Origin of the sequence: Rhodopirellula europaea 6C (assembly GCF_000338295.1) — a bacterium.
Taxonomy (GTDB): domain Bacteria; phylum Planctomycetota; class Planctomycetia; order Pirellulales; family Pirellulaceae; genus Rhodopirellula; species Rhodopirellula europaea.
Genome location: NZ_ANMO01000216.1, coordinates 372,061 through 395,381, shown reverse-complemented (window position 1 = coordinate 395,381; position 23,321 = coordinate 372,061). Strand labels below are relative to the sequence as shown.

At 55.1% G+C, this 23,321-nt stretch carries 17 protein-coding genes, 1 tRNA gene and 1 pseudogene; 12 read left to right on the top strand and 7 right to left on the bottom strand.

Annotated features, from left to right (window positions below; all coding sequences use genetic code 11):
* On the bottom strand, nt 1-2,137 hold a 2,137-nt coding region (locus RE6C_RS23775; RefSeq protein WP_144054861.1), incomplete at its 3' end, for a hypothetical protein.
* Nucleotides 2,138-2,461: 324 nt separating this feature from the next.
* Between RE6C_RS23775 and RE6C_RS23770 the strand changes: the two genes are divergently transcribed.
* A complete protein-coding gene (locus RE6C_RS23770; RefSeq protein ID WP_008660715.1) occupies nt 2,462-2,674 on the top strand; it encodes a hypothetical protein in 213 nt (70 codons plus the stop codon).
* Entirely contained in the window at nt 2,671-3,087 is a 417-nt protein-coding gene (locus tag RE6C_RS23765; RefSeq protein ID WP_039963164.1) for a hypothetical protein, read from the top strand. Before RE6C_RS23770 ends, RE6C_RS23765 begins: the two co-directional genes overlap by 4 nt.
* A gap of 92 nt (nt 3,088-3,179) precedes the next feature.
* Here the strand turns inward: RE6C_RS23765 and RE6C_RS32315 are convergent, their stop codons facing one another.
* Entirely contained in the window at nt 3,180-3,320 is a 141-nt protein-coding gene (locus RE6C_RS32315) for a hypothetical protein (RefSeq protein WP_008660713.1), read from the bottom strand.
* Nucleotides 3,321-3,693: 373 nt separating this feature from the next.
* On the opposite strand from RE6C_RS32315, the gene RE6C_RS23760 reads away from it, so the two are divergent.
* From RE6C_RS23760 to RE6C_RS33620, 8 genes are all read left to right on the top strand, one after another.
* Nucleotides 3,694-4,815: a hypothetical protein gene (locus tag RE6C_RS23760; RefSeq protein WP_008660711.1), complete on the top strand. Its 1,122-nt coding sequence runs from the start codon at nt 3,694-3,696 to the stop codon at nt 4,813-4,815.
* 102 nt (nt 4,816-4,917) lie between these two features.
* Nucleotides 4,918-5,142: a hypothetical protein gene (locus tag RE6C_RS29615; protein WP_052035031.1), complete on the top strand. Its 225-nt coding sequence runs from the start codon at nt 4,918-4,920 to the stop codon at nt 5,140-5,142.
* A 92-nt stretch (nt 5,143-5,234) separates the two neighbouring features.
* A complete protein-coding gene (locus tag RE6C_RS29610; protein WP_144054860.1) occupies nt 5,235-5,471 on the top strand; it encodes a hypothetical protein in 237 nt (78 codons plus the stop codon).
* A 187-nt stretch (nt 5,472-5,658) separates the two neighbouring features.
* Nucleotides 5,659-6,150 carry a transposase gene (locus RE6C_RS23750; protein WP_008660708.1) on the top strand — a complete coding sequence of 164 codons (492 nt, stop codon included), beginning with the start codon at nt 5,659-5,661 and terminating at the stop codon, nt 6,148-6,150.
* A gap of 1,134 nt (nt 6,151-7,284) precedes the next feature.
* The gene (locus RE6C_RS23740) at nt 7,285-8,349 is read left to right on the top strand and encodes a primase-helicase zinc-binding domain-containing protein (protein WP_039963161.1); all 1,065 of its coding nucleotides are present in this window, start codon (nt 7,285-7,287) and stop codon (nt 8,347-8,349) included.
* On the top strand, nt 8,346-10,022 hold the full coding sequence (locus tag RE6C_RS23735; RefSeq protein ID WP_008660704.1) for a DUF3631 domain-containing protein: 1,677 nt from the start codon (nt 8,346-8,348) through the stop codon (nt 10,020-10,022). Before RE6C_RS23740 ends, RE6C_RS23735 begins: the two co-directional genes overlap by 4 nt.
* 265 nt (nt 10,023-10,287) lie before the next feature.
* Nucleotides 10,288-10,521 (top strand): helix-turn-helix transcriptional regulator, encoded by a 234-nt coding sequence (locus RE6C_RS23730; RefSeq protein WP_236618472.1) that lies wholly within the window; start codon nt 10,288-10,290, stop codon nt 10,519-10,521.
* A 422-nt stretch (nt 10,522-10,943) separates the two neighbouring features.
* Nucleotides 10,944-12,281 (top strand): tyrosine-type recombinase/integrase, encoded by a 1,338-nt coding sequence (locus RE6C_RS33620; RefSeq protein ID WP_008660701.1) that lies wholly within the window; start codon nt 10,944-10,946, stop codon nt 12,279-12,281.
* Here the strand turns inward: RE6C_RS33620 and RE6C_RS23715 are convergent.
* A tRNA-Met gene (locus tag RE6C_RS23715) sits at nt 12,241-12,314 on the bottom strand. The two genes, RE6C_RS33620 and RE6C_RS23715, sit on opposite strands and share 41 nt — an antisense overlap.
* Nucleotides 12,315-12,601: 287 nt before the next feature.
* Here RE6C_RS23715 and RE6C_RS23710 point away from each other — a divergent pair.
* Together RE6C_RS23710 and RE6C_RS23705 are read left to right on the top strand one after the other, a co-directional pair.
* Complete coding sequence (locus RE6C_RS23710) at nt 12,602-14,200, top strand: ABC transporter permease (protein WP_008660699.1); 1,599 nt, start codon at nt 12,602-12,604, stop codon at nt 14,198-14,200.
* Between the two features lie 84 nt (nt 14,201-14,284).
* A pseudogene (locus tag RE6C_RS23705) lies at nt 14,285-14,848 on the top strand (ABC transporter ATP-binding protein); the annotation flags it as partial.
* A 626-nt stretch (nt 14,849-15,474) separates the two neighbouring features.
* On the opposite strand, the gene RE6C_RS23700 reads toward RE6C_RS23705, so the two are convergent.
* The 4 genes from RE6C_RS23700 to RE6C_RS23685 all read right to left on the bottom strand — a co-directional run bounded on the left by RE6C_RS23700 (nt 15,475) and on the right by RE6C_RS23685 (nt 23,060).
* Complete coding sequence (locus RE6C_RS23700) at nt 15,475-17,859, bottom strand: multiheme c-type cytochrome (protein WP_008660696.1); 2,385 nt, start codon at nt 17,857-17,859, stop codon at nt 15,475-15,477.
* Nucleotides 17,860-17,888: 29 nt separating this feature from the next.
* On the bottom strand, nt 17,889-19,151 hold the full coding sequence (locus tag RE6C_RS23695; protein WP_008660695.1) for a DUF1573 domain-containing protein: 1,263 nt from the start codon (nt 19,149-19,151) through the stop codon (nt 17,889-17,891).
* A 91-nt stretch (nt 19,152-19,242) separates the two neighbouring features.
* Nucleotides 19,243-21,858, bottom strand: a complete 2,616-nt coding sequence (locus RE6C_RS23690; RefSeq protein WP_008660694.1) for an O-antigen ligase family protein — start codon at nt 21,856-21,858, stop codon at nt 19,243-19,245.
* Nucleotides 21,855-23,060, bottom strand: coding sequence for an MraY family glycosyltransferase (locus RE6C_RS23685; protein WP_008660693.1), 1,206 nt, complete (start codon nt 23,058-23,060; stop codon nt 21,855-21,857). Before RE6C_RS23685 ends, RE6C_RS23690 begins: the two co-directional genes overlap by 4 nt.
* Nucleotides 23,061-23,321: the final 261 nt, after the last annotated feature.

The following is a 23,321-nucleotide window of genomic DNA, read 5'->3' as shown; positions in this document are numbered from 1 at the left end:
GTGAATGAGGTTGGCGACTCAAAAACGCATCGCCCAGAACACCGACGCGGGCATCGAAATTCAGGTTGTTGCCTTCCCCGTCCGTTGCCACCGAAATGTATGGATCGCCTTCGGTCGGCTGGTCGACGCAGACGCCCTTGATGACGCAGTGGTGTTGAACTTCCAAGGGACCGTTGTCACTGACCGCGATCGGCAAACCCTCTTCGTCGTCCTGCCACCAAAGTTCTTGCAGTTCCGCCTCCAACAGCCAAGTGTCGTGCGACAGACTTTCGATCTCGACGCTGAGCGACAGGTCGCATGGTGACTTCAAGACCGAAGGCGGCAAGCGTTCGCAAAGCTTGTCCCAGACCGGATCATTGGCCGCGATGCGTGTCGGTATTCGATCCAGCCGCATCGTCGCAACGGCTTCGCCAGGATTCAGGGTCAACTTGGCTTGCAAATTCTCAATCCCGCGATCACCGATGATGTCCAAGTTCAAACGGCGATTGAACAGATCCTTGCGAGACAGCGTCGTCTCACCAGCATCGACGTGCGAGACGATCGCATGCCAGGGCGTTTCGGGATCCGGTTCGATGAACCCATCACCTTTCTCGTCCACGATGACGAACGAGAACGACTCGTCGTCTTTGCCGTCACGACGAACGATCAACTCGTAAGCCCCTTTCGACCCGAGCGACAGCAACGCCACAGACGAAACGGTTTCGCGAACCAGTTCGTTGGCTCCCTTCTTCAGAATCAACTCAATCGGCTGCTCACCCGTGACCGTAAGGCCAATCTCGTCATCGGTCGTGAAGATCGGCAGGTTTTTAGCGCCGATCGAAATTGGCGAAGGACGCAGCCAATCAAACGTCGGTCCCGCGTCGATCGCGGTTGCATTGGCGGGAGGCCACCCCAACCACTCACGAACGTCCGCGTTGTCAGCATCAAACTCGTAAACCTCGCCACCTTCGATTGTCCCGACCAACTGGCAATATAATTCGTCGTCCTCTTTCTCTTTCCGAAGCAACTCAATCGCACCACGGCGAGCGGCCACCCAAATGCGTCCACAATGTGGCGTACGCCCGGCGATGGCGTGAGAAGTATCGTCGGCAGCTTGCATCGGCGAGAAAGCCAACATCTCCGCCGCAGGAAACCGAACGCTATCAAGCCAGCGTTTTGCGTCCTGGTCCACCGACAGTTCATCAACGCCCGCAAAAAAAGGTGTCCGGTGATCGGCCCCGGCCAAGTAGCTGAAATTGACGTAGAAATGACCTCGCGTCGAACGCAAGCAATCCGCCGGAATGGGACTCGCACCGCCGCGGCCCCAAGGCCGAGCTTTCCATCGGCCACGGATCGGCCTCAACGACCGCTGGATCGTCTTGGGCAACTCCGGCATCTCGCCGCAAAGCTCCAAACCGCCGTCTTCGTCCTGCCTTAAGAAAAACTCACCAAAGCGGTACTCGACTTCATCGGCCGTCGCAGTCGATTCACCACTGTTTGGCTTTTTTATGCGTCCCGACTCCACCTGCCGAACGGCTCGACGAATTTCTGGTTCACTGCGAAGGTCGTCAATCAAGCGATCGCGGAACGACTTAGAAAACAGCCCCACCTCGTCCAGCGGTTTCCCACCCAACAAATCGCGAACAATCCCCGCGACCACTTCTTGCCGCCGCATCCAAGTCCGAAACCGACGTGAACCCACCGGCGTCGCGATCTTCGCCAAGTCCGAAACGATCGTCTCATCCTTCAGCGATTCGTTCGTCACATCACGACGAAACCGACGCAGGCAATCCGCGAACGGCCGGCGAATATCTTTGGCGGCCACCGCATGCGTAATTGGCCAAGCGATATGGCAAAATGCCTGCTCCCAATCGCTTTCACCGGGCGAAACGCCGCCGTACTTCGCACTGGCCTTCGTGAACCAATTTGACAACCGCGTCCGGTCGTCGACGCTAAACGAGTGACTGAGTTCCTCGGTCAATCGAGGCCAAAAGTCAGTCCCGTTGCCCGCGTACTCGTATCCCACCTCCACCGCACAAACAACCAACGGCAAATACGAGGTCTGCCAATCGAACGAATCCAGCGACCGCCGTTGTAAACCTTCCTGAACGGCTTCACGAAGCGACTCGCATTCCTCGCGGCTTAATCCGTGATCCAAAAAATACTGCGGCTTTACGGGACCGCCACCGTTACGATCTTGATGTGCCTCGTCTCGACCGACCGAACCATTCGCCGCGAAATGCTCCGCAAGTCGCTCATGATTCTCCCTCAAACGCTCCAACGTGCCCCTCTTCGCTGCAAAATCTTGTTGATTTGATTGAACGGTACTCCTAGACCGCATACGATTTCTTTGATGCTCAAAACCATACCTGCTCAACTTGCGCCTGTGTTGTTCCGGCGGTCGGATTATTGAAACGAAAGAGAATTTTTTGATCGAAGATGCGAGACTTGACTTGCCTGCTCGATTCAGTCAGTGAACTCAATGGATGAACTTGATCCGATGACGATGTATGAGCTCTGCTTTGCCGGTGCGGTCACTGGGGAAACGGAAGTCACATGCCCGCATTGCAAGACGCTGCTGACAATGAAGGTCGACGACCCGATGGGCACCTATTCGCTCAACTGCTGCGAGTGCGAGGGCGAATTTGACGTCGACTTGGCCGACGGGACTGTCCACTGGTTCCCACAAAGTTGATTCGATCGCGGGTCTTCCTATATCCCGTAACTGGAAACATCCATTTCAAACGCGCCTTCGAGGATGAACTTTCGCAGCAGGTCGGCGGCTCGGATGTTGACTTTTGCCGGGCTTCACTTTTTACCGGAAACGGATTCAAGGTAGGCCTTGGCTTTTTGCTTGTCGATCGTTTGCTTCAGATCATCGAAGCAGCCGTATTCATTCAAATTGGAGTCGGTCGTGTTTGTTTTCATCAGGGCGGTCAGCTTCTGCTTGTCGATGCCGCGAATTTTGACCAGGGCATCGACACCTTCAATTCCAGCCTTCGCTTGATAGTCGGTCGATTAATCGCGATACGTGCAGGCTGGGTCAATTTGGATATTGCCGCGTTGGGTGTCGTGCAGGAAGATTTCCGCGATGGATTGCTCGTCTAAGGACAACGATGCAGTTCCGCCACAGTAGACTGTTTCGCCGCTTCGTCTTCGTCCTCCAGGACTCTCAGATACTTTTCAAATCGTGAGTTCATCTAGTCGGTGTTGATCTTACCGGTGCCCTGCTCACTGACATGGCTGTCGACGTCGAAAGCGATCCCGCCACTGCCAAGACCACCGCCGTCACCCAGTTCCCGGTATCGCTGAGACAACACTTGGTACTGGTCGTGCGTCATCGCAAGGCCCACCGTCCAGCTGGCCGACCAGACCGTCGTAAGCGTTTCCTAGATCAGCAAAGTCGAAAACGACCATTTGCACTTTGGGGACTACCCAAAGTTCATTCACTAGCTGGCCAGCGAATTGGAAGCCGACGAAGATGAGTTGCTACTGCTCGCCAAGGAAGCGTGTGCGTAAATCCGGTTCGTGCGTGAAACGATTGACTGCGGTCGAGAACGATTGACGTGATGATCGAAATTCGAAAGCGGTTGATCTGCAGACAAATGGTACCTACCGAGCCATGTTGAGCCACCAGTGGACAAAGCATATTCTCTGTTCCGATTTCAACCCTTTCATTCAGCAACCAATTTCGCAGCTTCGTGACGCATCTCAATGGATAACGGCACCCGTAAAATCATCGTCGAAGCGCTGCAGAACCTAGAAGACAGAATTCCAGTGGCTATTTATGGCGTCAAGGGAATCTGTTTCGAATGCGGTCCCTTTGAGTGGGACACGCATACGGTCTTCGGGCAAGCAGCTGAAGCTCACTATCGAAGGAGCCTGGAAGATATCCAACCGGGAACCTCACCGTTTTTCCATGACCAATGGCAATGCTCGTTCAGCGGCATCGATTTCGTGGAAGTGAGGTTGTTAGCTATGACCAACAATACTCCGCCGATCGAGTTGTTGCTCAATGAAATCCGGAGCCTCATTGACGATTCTGTCGCAAACTTTGCTTCACTTCCATTCACACTCCATCGACAAATCGAGATACCACCGGACCATCCGAAGGGCGAGTCTCGAGTCCCCCAAAGACGGGTAAGACGCAGGTCTGGCACTGGAACGGTGGTTACCGAGTTTGATAGTACTCCCGAGTTTATACGAGACCCTGCATCTCATCTGGACGGAGTTGATTCGCCGATTTGGTACTTTGATCTGGTCATCCGTGATCTTAAGCAGTGCTTGTTGCATGCACATGAACTTGAGCAACAGCGAAAGGCAATCATGCCTGAAGCTTCAGAAGACGCCCTCGTCGACTCGCAAACACCACCGAAGCCTGATAAAGACAAGAAACGCTCCGGTAAAGGCGGGCAAAAGGGGGAGAAGTACGTACACAGCCTGATTATTTCTGCAGCCTTCACGGAGCATCACAACTACCCAGGTGGAGAAATTAACTACGAACCTGTGGTTCTTGCTAAGATGTCGAGAGATCTTAGCGAGGGCCTCAAGAGGTCAAAGAAACCGAGAGGAAGCGACGAGAAGGAGGAAGTATCGAAGAGCAGCACAATCACTAAAACCACAATCTTGCGGTTTCTGGAAAGGCAGGGTTTTTCGAGCCACTCGGAGTACAAAAAATTTTGTGAAGACAGGCATGAGACCAAGTTGACGCGGTTTCTGGACGAGATCTCGGGCGAAGGGATCGGACTGAAAGAACAATCCAACCGAGGTACCCAGCTTGATACAATCAAGGACGAACATGGCTCACCGTCTGAAGATGAGGAGCACGGCTCCTGAGAGTGGCATGCTCACTAGTGCCGCCGGAATGAGTTGGCCTAGCTTGGAATTGAAAAGAACCGGAAACTTCCGTTTTCGCCCATCCTCTTTGGAAGCGTCGTCGTGCCAGCGAAGGCAGCCAAGGTCATCGTGACCGAGAAACTGCAGGTTATTCTGCAGCAGTTCGCCAAAGCAAGGTCCTCCAGCGTTCGTTGGCTCAGCGGAGTCGAATTATCTTGCTGGCTTTCGATGGTCATGACAACGAGGCGATCGAGCAAGCGTTTGGATTGCAGCATGATGCCGTTGGCGTCTGGCGAAGAAGGTGGCGAGATCAATGGCCTCGACTGATCGAGATTGAATGTGCGGAGAAGCCCCATGTCTTGGAGCAAGAAATATTTCGACTGCTTTCTGACTCACCAAGGGCTGGTCGGAAGCGAGTGGTGACTGAAGAACAGCAGGCGGCGATCTTTCAAAAAGCCTGCGAAGATCCCGCCGGCAGCAATCGCCCGATCGCCAAGTGGACGCATCGCGAACTGGCAATGCAACTGATCGCCGACGGTGTCGTGGCAGCGATAAGCGACCGCTGGGATTGCAAGTTGCTGGGGAGTGCAAAGATCCGGCCGCACAAAAAACAAGTTTTGGCTGACAAGCAAAGACAAACTGGCCCCAAGCGTTGACAGGCGTGTAAGCACCATCTGTGCAGCCTATCGTTACGCGCCCGACCTTTACCTCCGCGAAGGAATTCACACGATCTGCGTCGACGAACAAACAGGATTCCAAGCACTCGAGCGAATCTCGCCGGATTGTCTTGCTGGGCCGGGAATGACGATGCTCCGCGAATATGAGTAGGTCCGTCGCGGCACTTTGCGTTTGTTTGGGAATCTTCATTTTGCAACAGGCAAGATCCTTTCTCCGATGTTGAATCAGACGCGAACTGAAGAAGACTACCTTGAGAATATTGACGCATTGGTGAGCATGGAGTCCGATGCTGGCTACCGTTTGATCGCCGACAACCGGACGACTTACTGCAGCGAATCCTGTGTTCGTTGCGTTGCGACGAGTTGTGGCATCGAAGAGGACCTTGGCAAGAGAGGCGTTCGCGGCATTTTGAAGTCGGTCGGCAGTCTCGTCGCATTCTTGACCGATCCTAGTCATCGCATTCAGTTTCTGTCCACGCCGAGACACTGTTCGTGGTTGAACCAGATTGAAATCTGGTTCGGGACGCTGCGGAGCAAGGTGACTCGATGGATGAACTTCACGAGCCTGGAATCGCTTCAAAAAGCGATCGAAGCACTCATCGAGACGATGGCCAATCCTTATGCATGGACCTGCACCGGACGGGTTCTCGCTGCGTGAGAACACAAATGTCAGGCCCGGTGAAATCAAGCGATCAAGCCACCTCAATTCGTTCCGGCGGCACTAGTTGTTCGATTACAACACGGTTGCCTGTGGAATTGCTTCGACATTGCATGCTTCTGCAAAACACTTGTGTTCCGACAAGCCTGTGTTCCGACAAGCCGTCTCCAACGACGCGTTTCATCCGTTTCCGTTTCATCGCGTTTCAGGAATTCAGATGTGATTTGCCAGTTGGCTTGAAACAGCTCGGCATTACTTTCATTGGCTCTCGATGACTTAAAGCCCCTGTTTCACTCTCGTAGTCCGGAGTGAAACGGTGAGAAATGAAACGAATTTGCATAGGTACAGGGCCGAACTTTTGTCTTGCTTCGGTCGATCGCAAATTCGTTGAGGTAACGAAAATATGAAGCCAATTGTTTGTCGCGTCCGCCATATACGCCAATCACGCGAAACTAGCTATTCAACAAAAAGCGAGGATCACACGAAGACAGGAGGACACGCCGAGTGGCCGGCTGCAACCGGCCCTCGGCAGACTCAGACGTCACGAACCGACGCCGGCAGAAGGCGATGGGAACAGGACGACCATATTCTACCCGATCCAATGGAGCAGTCGAATGGTCCGGGTGCCGCTCGCCAAGGTCGCCCAACGGTTAGCAACGTTGGGCTGGACGTGGATGGCCTACTCAACCTGGCCGAATGCTGTAGCGGCGGCTCACCAATCCAGCGTCAGACAATTGATGCGTTCAAAATTGGTGTTGGACACTTAGACCTCGAAGGACTTGAGGGGGGCATCGATCCTATGGCTCTGCTGTGGCGGATCGTCGAGACCTTGCAGGCTGACAGCGAGGTGGATGAACGATTAATGGGAAGGTGTTCACCGTCACGCATTGTACGAGCACTGCAGGATATTTTCTACCAAAGCGAACCGATCTAGCGGCCCAGTCAGGCGACGGTCAGCAAACCAAGTTATCGCGAGTGACACTGCGCACAGGCTAACGGAACTGAAAGGGTAGCACGCTTTGCGTCCTGACTTTCGTGTGGCAGATTCGTCGAATCTGCCATTTTCTTACTCACTAAAAACCACACGCACTTGTGTTCGTTGGCGAACGCAGTGCAATTTCTACTAGGACAAATATGAACTCTAAGAATGAAGACAGGTCGCCACGTTACGCCTCGGCCGCTGACCTAAAGTCGGCGGCACGTGGGGATTGGACCAACATTCTCGTGGACGTGGGCATTCCACGAAAATCGCTCGACGGCAAAGGACATTCCTGCCCGATGTGTGGCGGTGAGGATCGATTCGCTGCGTTCGATGATGTTGCCGATCGCGGGGCTGTGCATTGCCGTCACTGCTTCACGTCTGGGACGACACCGCGTCCCAGCGATGGCATCGCAACACTGCAATGGATCATGGAGTATGACTTTGTAACCGCAGTTCGCTGGCTCGAAGAGTGGCTGGAAACTTCGGGGCGATCCATCAAGCGAACTGGACCCCAGAAGATCACAAGATCTGTACCGATTGAAAAGAAGTCGGCATTGAAATTGCCACTAAATTCTAAGTCGCTTGATCTTGCCGCTCTAGTAAAAAGCGTTCACGAATCGACCAGTGATGAAATGTGGGAGCGTTTTTCAAACAAACTGGGCTTGCCGGTGTTGTGCCTGAAAAAAATGGGCGTGGGTTGGTCAGTCAAACGCAATGCGATGATTTGGCCAATGCAAAATTCCAAGGGCGACGTGGTCGGTGTGCGGATGCGTTCGTTGACGACGAACAAGAAGTGGTCGTTGAAAGGCGGTAAGTCCGGAATATTTGTACCGATCGATTTGCCTGAACATCTCGAGCGTCTGTTTATCGTTGAGGGTGCCACAGATGCTGCGGCTCTCGTGTCACTACGGCTCCCGGTATTTGGTCGTGCTTCAGCATCCGGTTCCCGCAAAACCGAGGTCAACAAGATTCGGGGAATGAAAGTGCAGGAATGTGTGGTTGTGGCGGACTCGGACCAAGCTGGAATCTCCAGTGCAGATCAATTGGTTAAGAGGCTGGTAAGACACTGCCAACGAGTTCGAAGACTCGTTCCACCGGATGGTTTTAAGGACGCAAGGGAATGGATTCAGTCAGGTGCTCTGGCATCCGACGTCTTGGCCGCCGCCGCAAAAGCTCCCAGCCTCAAATTGAAACTGCGATCGGAGGTGAAGTCATGAACGTAATTCAATTCAATGATGACGGAAACAAGCCCGATCCAACCGAGGTCAGAATCTCGGGGACCAAAGTGGGGAACCGCGGAGCGGCGGACGTTGTTTGCCATATCGGGGACACAACAATCCACCGCGATCGACTGACGTTGGCCAAGTCCGGTGACCGAAAACGATTTGCAACCGATATCGCAGCCAAGTTAGGAGAGGCTGGTTCGATTGATCGGGACTCGATCGAAGTGGAGCTCTTGGCAATTGCTGAGCAATTCGATGCGACCGACCACACAAACGATGGCGTCGCAGCATCGAGAATGGAGACGCTTGAACTGCCAGCCGCCTGTGTCGTGAGACCAGAGCTGATTATCCGTCGTGACATTTCCGCGATTGCCGTACCAACCTTAATACAGACTGGGGACCAGGTCACGGGCAATTGGATCCACTACGTTCAACTGAACGGTGAGCGACGCCTCACACCTCTTTCCGAGCGATTGGCGATTCCCGGCGAGGACGACGCGTGGCTATCCCCACTGCCGGCAGACCCGACGGCGGGGGATGTCCGAGACTTTAACCGGTGGAGTTCTGAGAGCCGCCAGCGATGGCTGGACGGTGAAGCTGCCCCCACTACCAAAGACGTTCTTCGTCGCATTTCGGAACGGATAGAGCGGTACATCGTCCTTCCTTCCGAAGGAGAGAAGGCACTTGCACTATCGCTCGCGGCGTGGGTCATGGTGACCTATGTCTACCCTGCACTGCCTGCCGTTCCGTACATCTCCTTGTCGGGGCCGGCCAACTCAGGCAAAACCAGAACGATGGATATATTGTCTCGACTTGTCTTCCGACCGTTGATGACGAGCAACGCGACGGCGGCGACGATTTTCCGAACGCGTCACGCCTTTGGCGGAACAATGCTGCTGGACGAAGCTGAGCGGATGGGGGACTCCCATTCACCGGATGTGCTTGAAACTCGTTCGGTACTATTGTCGGGCTATCGTCGCGGCGGCAAGGCATCACGGATGGAACCCCACGGTGACAGTTACCGCGCTGTTTCATTTGATTGCTACGGTCCTGTGGTTCTTGGTGCGATCCGATGCTTGCCTGGTGCACTGGCAAGCCGGTGCATCACCGTAAGACTGCTCCGAGCAAACAATGGTGAGCCACAGGCGAAACGGTCGATAGATGACTCTCCGATAGAAGAATCAGATCTACGGGATGCGTTGCATTGCTGGACTCTTGAAAGCGGCTATGCCGCGATCTCAACGCCCTCGCCGAAGCATTCACTTGCCAATCGGGATGCCGAACTTTGGGACCCTATGTTCCGAATCGTCGCTCACGCAGACGATTCGACGGCCTTAGAGATGCTGATTCAACATGCGGAAAGTATGGCGTCCATTTCAATGGATGATGCTACGCCAGAGATAGACTCGGTGCTCTTTGAAGCACTTCAGATGCTGTTGAATAGCTCCAATACGCCGACGGCCGGTGACGTACTCCGTCTAGCTCGAAGGCAGCACCCGGATGTCATTAGCGACAAATTTGAACCAAGAGGTGTAGGCGCAATCTTGAAACGCTACGACATCCGCACCGTGAAAACGAATGGTCAGCGTGTCTATCGTACGCCGGTCAAAAGACTGGTCGAAATTGGGAATCGATATGGATTTGACCTGCGGGTCGATGAGACCTAGCCCGGCGTTGACCGCTACGACATGTGCCCTACGTCCATTCCCACCGGCCGACGGGATTTGAGACAGGGGATTGTTCAGGGCACGTCAGGGTTCATAGGGCACGTTGCCAACTCCTACTGGCCTCGGCCAGGAGGAGTACAGGGCAGCGTGCCCATTTCACGCAGCGATATCCAACGGCCGCGTCCAAAGCAATCTACTTCGCTTTCCGTTCATCTTCGCCAACCGGCGATTCTCAATTCGCACCAACTCATTCGAGATCAAGACTTTGAAATCACAACTTACTCCAAGGGTATTGGCTCAACTGGCCAATTCGCGACCGCTGACCAAGAAAGAAGCGGCTCAGTACTATTCTGTGAGCGAACGGACGATCGATCGTTGGCTACTGGAAGGCGTCTTGCCTCCTCAGGCAAAGCTAACGATCGGCGGCACGATTCGTTTTGATCCACACGTACTGGAGACTTGCTTGAAACCCGCTGTCAGTGAATGTGACAACAAATGAACCGCATCGCCCAGCAGTGAGAACGCCTAGCAACCAGTGAGCGTTATCTCGGAGCACGTTTCTTGTCTAATGAGTCGCCGCGTGCATGCAACGCGGCGACTCCATCAGGCGGACGCATTCGAGCCCCACCCGCAATCGTGGGCCGCCCCAGCCTGAAAATCCAAACAAGGGAATCGATAGGGTCCGCTATGGGCACGGACGAACGCCGCACCAAAAACGACCATCACATCAACACGCCGGTTGATCGTCGGCGGGGTCGATCAAACGCAAAGAAGAAGTTTTGTGAACGTTGTTGTTCACTCACTGAAATACTGAACCAAAGAATTGACGATGCAACGATTGGGCTAATCCCTGCAAGACTGGACTCTAGCGTCCGGCCCATCGCTGTTCATTAATCCTTCGAAAATCTTGGAGAAAAACAGATGGCTAGCGTTTTGAAACGCCCTAACGGGCACCACTGGGTTCAATTCTGGGACCTGGGAAAGAAACGGCAGACGATACGGCTCGGCAAATCGTCCCGCAAGAAAGCCGATCGGATCAAAAGCGTCGTCGAGGATTTGCTTTCTGGCTTGAAGCTGTCGCAAGCGCCCGATGACAAGACACTTCAATGGCTCGATGAAGCCGACGACGACATCTATGTCAAGTTGGCTGCCGTTGGCTTGGTCGATGAGCGTAGCTCGACTCGGTTGGCTGCGTTCGTGGACAACTACATCGAGAGCCGATCGGACTTGAAGCCTCGCACGGTCATCAAGTTCAACGCGACTAGGGACTACATGGTGGCTCACTTCGGAGAAGGCTGCGACATGCGGAAAGTCACCGAAGCCGACGGACAAGCATTTCGCGTCTACTTGCTATCGCAACAAAACAGCAAGGGTCAGAACATGGCCGAAAATACAGTGCGGAAACATACACAGATTGCCAAGCAGTTTTTCAATCATGCAGTGAGTCGCAAGCTGTTGCGTGTCAATCCGCTGGCCGGCCTTCCGTCGACCGTCATGCCCAACAAAGAACGAATGCACTACATCACCCACGACGATGCTCGAGCAGTCATTGACGCTTGCCCTGACTCACAGTGGCGTTTGATCTTTGCCCTCGCCCGCTACGGTGCCCTGCGATGCCCCAGCGAGATCCTGGAATTGAAGTGGTCGGACATCGACTGGGACAAGCAAGAAATGCTTGTACGATCGGAAAAGACCGCACACCACGTTGGGCAAGGCAGCCGCCGCGTACCAATCTTTACGGATTTGATGCCGTTCATCGAGGACGCCCAAGAGCTTTCTGAGGGAACTGGGGAATATTTGATCCACCGATACCGCGACCAGGAAAGCAACCTGCGGACGCAGTTGCACCGGATCATCAAACGCGCTCGCCTGTCTCCCTGGCCGAAAGCGTTTCAAAATTTGCGGGCATCGAGGGCGACCGACCTAGTCACGCACCATCCGCTCCACGTTGTCAGCCAGTGGACCGGGCACAGCATTGAAACAATGAAGAAGTTCTATCTGCAGGTGACGGATGAACACCGCGAAGCCGCGTTGGCGATCAAGCCACAATTGCCACCAGAAACGTCTAAGACCCTTTACGCCCCTCCGGAAGGGGAGGCGAAGCCAAAGCCGAAGCCGTCAATGCGAGACACCGCGAGAAACGAGGCGTCAGAAACAGGCCAAAAGCCGTTTTTTACGGGGTTTGGCTTTGAAAGTCTCAAAATGCCCACCCCCTCTATAGCGGCAGAGGGACTCGAACCCCCGACACGCGGATTATGATTCCGCTGCTCTAACCAGCTGAGCTATGCCGCCGATCGAAATGTGAATTTCGAGAGGGCGAGAATGTAGGCGAATCCGCCAAGCTTGAAAAGACGGCTTCGGAGCTTCCCAGCCGGATTTGGCGGCAATTTCGATTTCCAGCGACGGCGCCGGGCGGCAGGTGCCCATGTCGGCATTTCGAACCTTGGACTTGAGCCAACTTCGACAGATTGACGTTGTCGCGGTTTCCCCCGGACCGCTACAAACACCCCTTGGGACGAAGGACCGTACCGATCGCGCGAACCGATCATCCTTTTGATCGCCCTTGGGAAGGAACTCGGATGTACCGACTGCTGCTCTGTTTTCGCTATTTGCGAACCCGCTACATCGCACTGGCCTCCATCATCAGCGTCACGCTGGGTGTGGCCACGCTGATCGTCGTCAACAGCGTCATGGCTGGGTTCTCCGCGGAAATGCACGAACGACTGCACGGACTGGCATCGGACATCGTGATCGAATGTCACGCCTCCGGCGGCATGCCCGATCCCGACGCCCATCTCGACGAGATCAACCGAATTGTTGGCGACCAAATTGCCGGGTCTTCGGTGAGCGTCCATGTCCCCAGCATGCTCGGCATCGATTTCAACGGGCAACTAATCACGCATCACGTCAATCTCGTCGGCATTGATGCGGAAACCTATGACAACGTCAGCCATTTCGGCCGCTACCTGCTGCATCCCGACAACAAAGAATCGGTCACCTTCGATTTGCGAGAAGACGGCTACGAGGAATCACGCGAAGGATTTCCTCACTCGGGTTGGAAGTATCGTCGCGATCACGCTCGCATGGAAAAAGCATGGGAAGCCGAACGCAAACGCATCGCTGAATTGAGCCGAGAAGCTGCGCGTCTGGCCAGCGGCAAACCTCAAAAAGACTCGCCCGAAATGGTTGAATCCGACGGACCGACCATTGGCTTTGGCGGACCTACGCTCGGGACCGTTGTGCCCGAAGGAATTCGAGAAGAAGGTGCCGGCGATTCGCCCGTTTACTTCGATGCAGAAACCGACCAATACCCTGGAATCATCCTGGGAATCGCGACCTGCAGCAACAAGTCTCGAGACGCCGAAGGCAACGTTCGCGATCACTATTATTGCCGCCCCGGCGACGATGTTCGTTTGATGTTCCCGAATGCCTCCGACAAACCCAAAGTTGTCAATCAAAAGTTCACCGTGGTCGATTTATACGAATCGGGCATGAGTGAATACGACAGCACCTTCGCTTTCGTACGCCTGGATCAACTGCAAGACTTTCGCGGCATGATCGATCCAATCTCTGGCACAACCAGCGTCACGACCATCCAGTTGAAACTCATCGAGGGAGCGGATTTGAACGCCGTTCGCGATGCACTGCGTCAACGCTTCCCACCGGACACCTACGCCTACAGCATTCAAACTTGGCGAGACATGCAAGGCCCATTGCTGGCCGCCGTTCGTCTGGAAACAACCATCCTGAACATTCTGTTGTTCCTGATCATCGCGGTCGCGGGCTTCGGTATTCTGGCCACGTTCTTCATGATCGTCGTGGAAAAGACTCGCGACATCGGAACGCTGAAAGCACTCGGTGCCAGTGGCAGCGGCGTGATGAGCATTTTCCTCAGCTACGGTTTGTTGCTAGGAATTGTCGGCAGTGGAGTCGGTTTGATTGGCGGAATCGCATTCGTCCACAACATCAATGACATCGCCTCGGTGATTGAAAAGATCACCGGCCAAGAAGTCTTTGACCCGACCGTTTATTACTTCACCGAGATCCCTACGATCCTCAATCCATTCACACTGGCGTGGGTGATGGCTGGTGCAATCGCGATCGCAACCACCGCCAGTGTTCTGCCCGCGATCCGTGCGGCTCGCATGCATCCTGTCGCGGCCCTTCGCTTCGAGTGATCAACGGCCGTTGATTCCAACTGCCGATCAATCATCCCCTTGAACGCTCTCCCCATTTCCCTCCTTCGACCAACGAATTGATCCATGCATTCCTCGCCTGAACTGCTGCTGGAAGCCCGTGGAATTCGCAAGAGTTACCACAAGGACAAAATCGAATTGCCGATTCTTCGTGGCATCGATGTTGGCTTTGTGACCGGTGAAATGTCGGCCCTCGTCGGACGCAGCGGAAGCGGCAAGAGCACGTTGATGCACTTGCTTGCAACGCTCGACCAACCCGACTCGGGTGAGGTGTGGTTCGACGGAGCTCGCATCGACAACCAAAGTCGTGCACGTCGGGATCACTATCGCAACTCACAGATCGGAATCATCTTTCAGTTCTATCACCTGCTGCCGGAACTGTCCGCGATCGAGAACGTGTTGGCACCCGCCATGATTCGCCGCAGCGTTCTGGGTTACCTTCGCGATCGCAAGTCATTGCGACTTCGCGCCGAAGCGATGCTGGACCGAGTCGGATTGCTCACTCGAAGCCATCACCAACCATCCGAGATGTCGGGCGGCGAAATGCAACGCGTGGCCATCGCAAGATCGCTGATGTCCGACCCTAAGTTGTTGCTTGCCGATGAACCGACCGGAAACCTGGATACAGAAACAGGAGCAACGATCCTGAGTCTGCTTCGCGAATTGAACCGAGAAGATGAGTTGACGATCGTGATGATCACCCATGACGATTCGATCGCCGAAACCGCGGATCGCTGCTACCGAATGTGCGACGGCTTGTTGGAAGACAACGCCTCGGACGCAGCGAAGAACAGCCGATCCAATTCAGCCAAGCTAGAAACCGTCGCCGCCTAACCAACCAATCGTATCACGATCGCCATCCGCGTAGGCCAGGTCTCACCTGGCGACCAGCCAATGCTTTGGAACAAAGCGAGGCGTGATCCGGGCACCATCACAACAGCAACCTTCCCCGGCGGAGAACAAACGCCAGGTGGAACCTGGCCTACGAGCTGGCAAATCCGGCTGCCACCAAAATCAGAACCCGAACGCGTCAGCGAGGGACCACACTAACACATCTTGGCAAATCCAGTTGCCAAGCGACGTAGGCCAGGTCTCACCTGGCAACCAGCCGATTCTTTGGAACAAAGCGAGGCGTGATCCAAGCACTATCACAACAGCAACCTTCCCCGGCGAAGAACTAGCGCTAGGTGGAACCTAGCCTACGAGGTTTGCAGCAGGGGCATGCTTGCAAACGCTCTGGTCTTCTTACTCGACGATCAGTCGAGACCGTAGTGCTCGATCTCAGCCCAGTAATCATCGAACGCGCCATCGGCGTGGAAGTCAGGACTGTTGTCCAAATCGTGGCATTTCATGCAGGCTTCGCGAGCCTCATCAAGCGGTAACTTCATCGCTTCCCGCAATCGAGCCTTCTCTTCGTCGCTGACGCCACTGTCGGCCTCTTCGGCTTTCGTGTGAGCCGCACCAGGACCATGGCAGTTTTCGCAACCGTTGCCGTGCAAGTGCGAACTGACTTCCAAGCCCAAGTACCCGGAAACGTACGGGTAATACCCTTGCGGGTTCCAGCCGGTCACGTGGCAGGAGATGCACTCGGGGTCGAAGTGACGCGAAACGTCGCCACGTTCACCAGGATTAACCAGGTGCTCAGTCGCCTCGAAGTGAGCGGATCCTTCCCAGATATCGTACGCGGTCGTGTGACATTTGCCGCAGGCTTCTGCACCAACAAACTTTTCGCCGGAAGGATGCTGGATAGGCTTGAGCCCCAAGTTGTCGAAGCCCAAATCCCGCAGTTGGAACTGGTAATCCTTCATCAACGCTCGCATTTCAGGAGCGTCTTCAAACTCATGAGTCAGCGGGACACGGGCGTAACGAATGGGGCCATCGGGATACAACCCAACCAATCCAGCGTACATGCCCTTGTCGCCAGTCAAAATCGCCTTCGTCTTGGAGCCTTCAATTGACTGCGGTTGATAGGTTGGCTCGCCGTATCCGCCCGCGATCACGATCAAGTCAAAACCGGGAACGGTTCGAACCAACTCATACGCCGTCTTCTCTTCGCCGTAGAACGTCAGAACGGTGTAGTCAGGATTCTCTTTCTGAATTTCAGCCAAGGCTTCTTTGGCCGATTCGACCGGAGCGACCAACTGGATGTCGTCGCTGAGTTTGGTTTCCAGCGAGTCGGGATCCAAAATTGTGGTGACGCCCAACGTCATACCGCCTTTGCGAACAACGCGATGCGATGGCATCAACGAACGATCAAACGGGATCACATTGGCCGAGACATAGATCGCTTCCTCAGGATCTCCAGGCGATGCTTCCTGAATCAAATCATTCACGCTCAATCGAACGTCGTCGGGGCCGAGCCCCACAGAGACGTAATCCATTTTGCGGAGAGCTTCGAGCGAACGGTGAAACTTGATCTCGGATTGGCGGCCATAACGACGGACCAAATTGCCGGCGTCGATGGGAGCCATCTCCCAACCTTTTTCTCGCAGCTGTTTCAGAAAAGTCATTCGGCGGGCAACGCCGCCCTTTTGATTTTCAAGACCCGTGCAACCACATGGCTCGATGTAACCATGTTGTTGGCCGGTTACAAAAAGGGTCAGCGACGGCTGAGGCCAAGTCTTGTAGTCTTCTGGTTCTTGACCGCCGCCAACGGATTCAGCATCAATCAAGGTATCGATGATTGGGGAATTGGGCCCCGTCAATTGAAAAGCAGCATCCGATTCAGCCGGCAAACTCAACCGCTCAGCGGCCGAACCTTCTGCATCGCTGACCGGGCGTTTGGCAATCATCTTCTCAGGCGAAATCAAATCGATCGGCGATCCGGATAGATCAGCCGCACCAGCATCGGTTCGACGTGCCGCGTCGGGACCAGCCGCTTTCGCAGCAGCCGAACGATGATTCTCGGGCATGCCCAAGGGAGTTGGGACGATCTCCGCTTCGATCTCTTTTCGTGCCAAGGGGGTTGGTACGATTTCGACCTTCCCCAAATCCGAGGCCGATTTCTCCGTCAGAGCGTCTTCGCTGGTATCGATTTGGCTGATGTCGATTTCACCATCGAACTTGCCCGGCTTTTCTTTCTTTGGCGTTTGAGGCTCTTCCGCAGGAAAGATCTCCTCGGTTTCGACCGTCCACGTCAATTTGCGATCAACGGCATGACTGGAATGCTCGGCCGATTTGGCTGCCTCGCCGAGTGAGTCCAGCGAAGCGGAAGTCGCGAAGGAGAGCGGTTGATTTCTCGCAAAACGCCAATCATCCGACGGCAGTTGGACGCGCCCCTGATAGTCCGCAGCTGCATCAACCGCGACTGGTTTGACCGCCACCAATTCGGGCGGCGACAACGATTCGATCTCATCGTTTTCAAACTTTTCCGCCACCGGTAGCTGGGGATTGCACCCCGACAAGGTGAGCGAAGACGCCCCCAGAATGGCCAGCATGCACGACCAACGAGAACGTTTTACAGAAGCCATTGTTCTCGCACCAAACTGGGTCGACAAACAGCGAAAATGGGTGCGTAGCGAATTCATCCGGGCCTGATCAACGGCGTTGAAAGAGCTTCTTTCCGACATTTCGCGTTCAACGCACAAGGGACCACGATCGTCATGGATTTTTTGATTCGATCGCAGCGACGACATCGTCATGGTCCCCTTGGTTACGCGACCCGTTTATCTTAACGCGCCGGCAGCGAAAATTTCAGGCGTAATTTCATGGAAGGCACGTTGGGGTTATCGGACATAATCGTCACCAATCCATAGTCTTCTCGGTTCATGCCCAATCGATCGATTTTTTCGTCACCAGGGGTCAGAGTGAATTCGAGGCTGTACAACGACATCGAACCATTCTGGATCGGATCGTTCAGTTGAGCTGACACGACACCTTCGGGAGAAACCTTGCCGACGGACAGCTTCGTCTTGTCGCGTTCAGGGCCCTTCAAGACGACAAAGGCTTTGGCCGTTTGAGGCTCATTCTCGGTAATCTTTCCGAAGTCGTAGATGTACCCCCCACCGGTGACGCCTTTGAGCTTGGTGCTTTCAAGCATGCTCAGCACACCAACGATTCGGCCGGTCACTGCCGCGACGATTGTCGTGGCCTTGTCGGATTCGCCATCCACGCTGACATCCGCATCGTTCGACACGCTCTCTTCGCCAACCTTGTTGAACGGCATCACCATATTTTGACTGACCGGACCTTGGTCCAACCCGGGAGCAATGGTGGCTTTGACCAAGAACGCCTGGGTCGCTTCCGCGTGTTCGGCGTCGTCCTCTTCGATTTCCATCGGAGTGACTTCGAATTCCGCCAGCTCGTTCATCTCATCACTGGTGAATCGTGGTTGTCCCAACTCAATTTCCTCGCCCATGTAGCTGTAAACCTTCAGCTCCAGATCGATGGGTTCGCCCGAGGCAACCTCTTTGAACGTCAACGTCTCAGGCACCAATTGAACTTGGCGAACGACTTTGCCGGTGATTTCGAACCGGATCGCAACCTGAGCGGGATCGTTGGTCCGAAGTTCAGCTGATTGGCCAAACGTGGTCTCGTTGGTTTTCACCGTCCAAGCCATTTTGACTTCGGTTTCTTCGCCGGGTGCCAGACTTTCGTTTTCCAGCGTTCCGACGGTGCATTTGCAGGTCGACGCCCCGATTTTCAGTGTCAGAGGTGCATCGCCGACATTTTTGACGCGGAAGATATGCTCGCCCTCTTCGTCGGGCTGCATGATTCCGAAATCGTGCTCGTTGCCATCGGGCAATTCAACTTTCGGAATGTCCTCGCTCCACTCCTTCTTCAGAGACGCCATCGCATTGGCGGCCGTGGTTTCGCCCTCAAAATCGATGGGTCCAAAGTGAGGCTCGTAACGGCCGTAGCTGGATTCATTGATGTTGTAAGCAATCGCGGCACCGATTCCGGCAACGATCAAACAGACGAGAAACGTTTTCATGGCAAAACGACGACGAGAAAAGAAAAATCAAGAATCACCGCTGGAGTACGCCCAGTACCTGCAAACGGTTCATCGCAAAGCATTTCCGCCATTACAGACGCAATGAGTCCATCGCTTCCTCAGCCGATTGCCGAACAGGTTGCCGGATGGCGGACGATCCGATCGGCCGAACAACCAAGACAAACTGCAACGACAATTTTCGCGTGACCACGCCGCCGGATTCCGCCAACACCACGGCTTTTTCGGCCAATTCTCGCACGGCTTCTGCTGATTCGCCCTCCGCCTCCGCAATCACGGCCCGCTGCGCCGCAATCCCCTGATGCCGGGGACTTAGCAGTTGGCAGCGGTCGTAGATCCTGCCGGCCTGGGCGAGAACCTCGGTTTCGCCGCCGATCTGGTATCGGTGAAGCATCAACTCTCCGATCGCCTGCAATTTGGACGGATCATTTCCAGCTCGTTGGATTGCGTCGGCCAAAGCATCCTTGAATCGCGGTTTCATATTGGTCGCCGAGCGATTCGCGACGACACGCTGCACCCAATCTTGTTCCATCGCATGCAATCGAAACATCGCGGGATCAAACGCATACGGATCCGCCAACATCGCTCGCTCGCACAATCTCTCTACCCCGACCAGATTCCCTCGACGAATCTGAAGATCCGCATCCGCCATCCATCGTTTGGATTCGGTGACTGGCCGATACGAAACCATCCACAAGCCGACCGCGGCTACCCCAGCCACGACCGCGATCACGGCGGTCTCCGTGACTTTGCCGGATGCAACATTCGTCACTTTTGCCGCTGAAGAATGAGACGGCGTTGTGGCAGGTGACAAAACAATGGCGGCCAACGTCCACAGCACCACCGCGATTCCCGAAACCGTCCAACCACCGGAAAAGCTGAGGTGCAACAATCCCGACGCCAACGCAAACCAAGCGATCCGGCGAACGTCCCAACGGGATGCTCGGGTCGTTTCGCCATAAGCCACATCGGACTCAGCTTCGACCGTCAGACTCGCATTGAACATCTTGAACCACCACAGCCAACCGACCGCACAAGCCAGCGGAATCGCGATCAAGTGAGCGTCGAAATCAGGCAGCTGTTGGTTCCTAATCCCTACGCCCCAAACGGCCAACCAACCCAGGAAGGCTCCCATTGGGACGCACCAACCAGCCACGCCCAACTGCGGTCGAGGTGCAGCAGCCTTCTCTGACGACTCACCAAGCGGCGAAGCATCGGGGGGACATTCCACTCGCCAGATCATCCATCCCCCAACGACCAACAAAGCAACGAGCAAGATTCCCGCGGGCAGTCCACCCGCCCCGAGAGTCTCCGCCACAAAGTGGTGAGGGTCCGCGATAATTTCATGCGACTCGGGCAATCGAAATTGATGATACGCCTGCTGATAGTTCCCCGGTCCCGATCCGGTCCAAGGCGAATACTCGACCAGCCGCCAAGTCGCGTCCCAATACTGAAAACGATATCGCACCGACTCCGGCAACGCCGCAATCCAGCCGGTGCCAAACCAACCTCGAGCCGCCAAAGGCAAGGCAGCAAACACCGCTGAGATCGCCAGCAATAAGGCGGTGACCACTCGTCGTCCGAACGCATTCGCCCAAACGAAATCGACCAAAACACATCCGCCAACGATCAACACGGACAACACGCCCGCGCGACTCTGTGTGTCCTTCAGCGCCAACGCCAAAACCGTGGCGGCCAAAGCCAAACCGACCAACACCGCCACATGTTGGTTTGACGATGCATCACGTTCATGTTTCGATGAATCATCCTCGCGATCGCCAGCAGGACTCTCGCGTCCAACAGCACTTTGCCAAAACCGCAACTTCGCAACAGCACCAGGAAAAGCCTTTCCGAAGACTCGAAGCAGCACAGCGATTACAACGACCAAGGCCATCGCCAGCAATCCCGCCAGAGTATTGGCCAACGCAAATGTTGCCGTTGGCCCACCATCGCGGAGACGGTTTTCAAAGATCATCCGAGCGTTGGAACCTTCCGGTGCGTTGATACCGACTTCGGCCAAGACACGCTCGGGGTCCGCGTTGTATTCACGCAAGGTTTGAGGCAAGGAAACATGCACTTGATGCAGGGCGTGCGTGGCCAGCAAGACTCCTCCGACAACCATCAAACCCAGCAAAGCAAACTGGTTCACGCGATCACGCAAACAGCGCCGCAAGACCACAAACCAAACCGCGCCGACGATCCAAACCCAAGCTTCGTTGCTGGCCGATCGCCAGTCACCACCAATCCTCCAAGCCTCATCGCCGAAACCGGAAGGCACATACAATTGCAAGATAGCCGAGCATCCGATCCACGCCGCCAGAAGCCAGACAATCCCATCGACGAGCAAACCAGACTTTCGATTTACGGAATCATGTGATCGATGTTCGCGATCGCCAGAAATGATCGACCGGCCGACTCTTAAACACTGCACCGCCGCCACGATCAGCAGTGCCGACAAACACCAACCCAGGGCTCCTCCCTGTTCGACTTCCGTCGAGTCAGAGGGATGGTAGAACGCCCACATCATCAACGCCGCAAACGCCGCCAAAACAACCGACGTCATCCCGCCGGATCCGGAAGCGGCGAAAGGAGATCCCTTGGAAACGGAATTGGAATCATCGGCCCAATCCACCGTTGATTCCCGGTTGAGTGATTGCTTGGGCGTGCCGGGTCTGCGTTTGCGATTCACTTATCCGGCCGCCGCCACTGCGTGGATTCCAAGATGCCCACCAGCGTCAATAAACACATCACGATTCCCAGCACCGCGATCGCTTGCCAAACGCCAACATGAGTCAGCAGCAAAGCCGAAAGACCACAGGTCGCGGTGATCAAATGGATGGTTGCCACCGCTCCGGTTCGCGAAAGGCCAAGATCGACCAACCGATGGGACAAGTGACTGTGGTCGCCTTGGAATGGACTGCGGCCCTGTCGAATGCGAATCCAAATCACCGTCGTCATGTCATACAGCGGAACCGCCATCGCACACAAAGGTGCCAGCACCGCGTGCGGACGACTGCCAACCCATCCCGATGCCGTTCCATCACCCGAATCACCAGCGGCAAAGGTTGCCATCAGCATGCCGACCGCGATCAAGAACCCAACCAGATAACTGCCACCGTCACCCATGAAGATTTTCGCTGGCGGGCGGTTGTGAAAAAGAAAACCGATCAATGCTCCGGCGACCACCAACAACAACGACGCAACCAACAACTGAGGCCGGTCGGTCCCCGGGTCAGGAATGGTGAGCATCACCAACGCCATGGAGAACGCGATGATGGCGGCCACTCCCGACGACAGCGTGTCCATGTTGTCGAGCATGTTGAACGAGTTGATCACGGCGACGATCCAGACAACCGACAACAACTTGGTCAGCAATCCGCCGTCGATGAACAACGACAACTCAATGTTCAATCCCCAGACGATCGCCGCTGCGATTCCAAACTGAACCCCCAAGCGAAATCCAACGGGCAATCCGAATCGGTCGTCCGCCAATCCCAAAGCGACCAAAATGGTTCCCGCCAAAATCAACCACCACACATCGCCGCAGCGGGACCAAACACCGGGAGCATGCAGCATCGCCGCGTCCCACCATCCCGCTGGCACAATCGACGGCGATGTCAGATTGCGAAGCGACGTGATCCAGGCCGGCACCGATTCGGGGTCGCTGAGCAACGCCGCGGCCAAAGTGGCGAGCGCGATCGTCATCAGGATTCCAAAGTAAATCCCCAAACCGCCACCCAGCGGCGTCGGCACGGTGTGGCTGCTGTGGCCACCCGGACGATCCAGCAATCCGAGTTGCGCGGCAAATTTCCGGATCGGGAACAGAATCAACCAACTGAACAATGCCGCCAATCCTGCGGCCAAAAGCACGAGTCCGATCGTTGCCGACATGAAATCTCGCGCAATTCAGAAAATGGTGAAACGATAGAAAAGCAAAACGGTGCTACGCCGAAAACGCCAAATGGTTCGATGCCGCCAGACACTCTCGGACGGACAATTTGAACGGCGAATTCCGCTCGTTTCCAGCCGACGACTCGCTATAATCGCGGTTAGCGTCCACCGCCGCTGACATGCACGCTCGTTTCGCTACCAAACGCGTCTGCAAATCACCGGTTCCCGCGACGTCCCGCCTCCCTCCCACCCAACATTGCG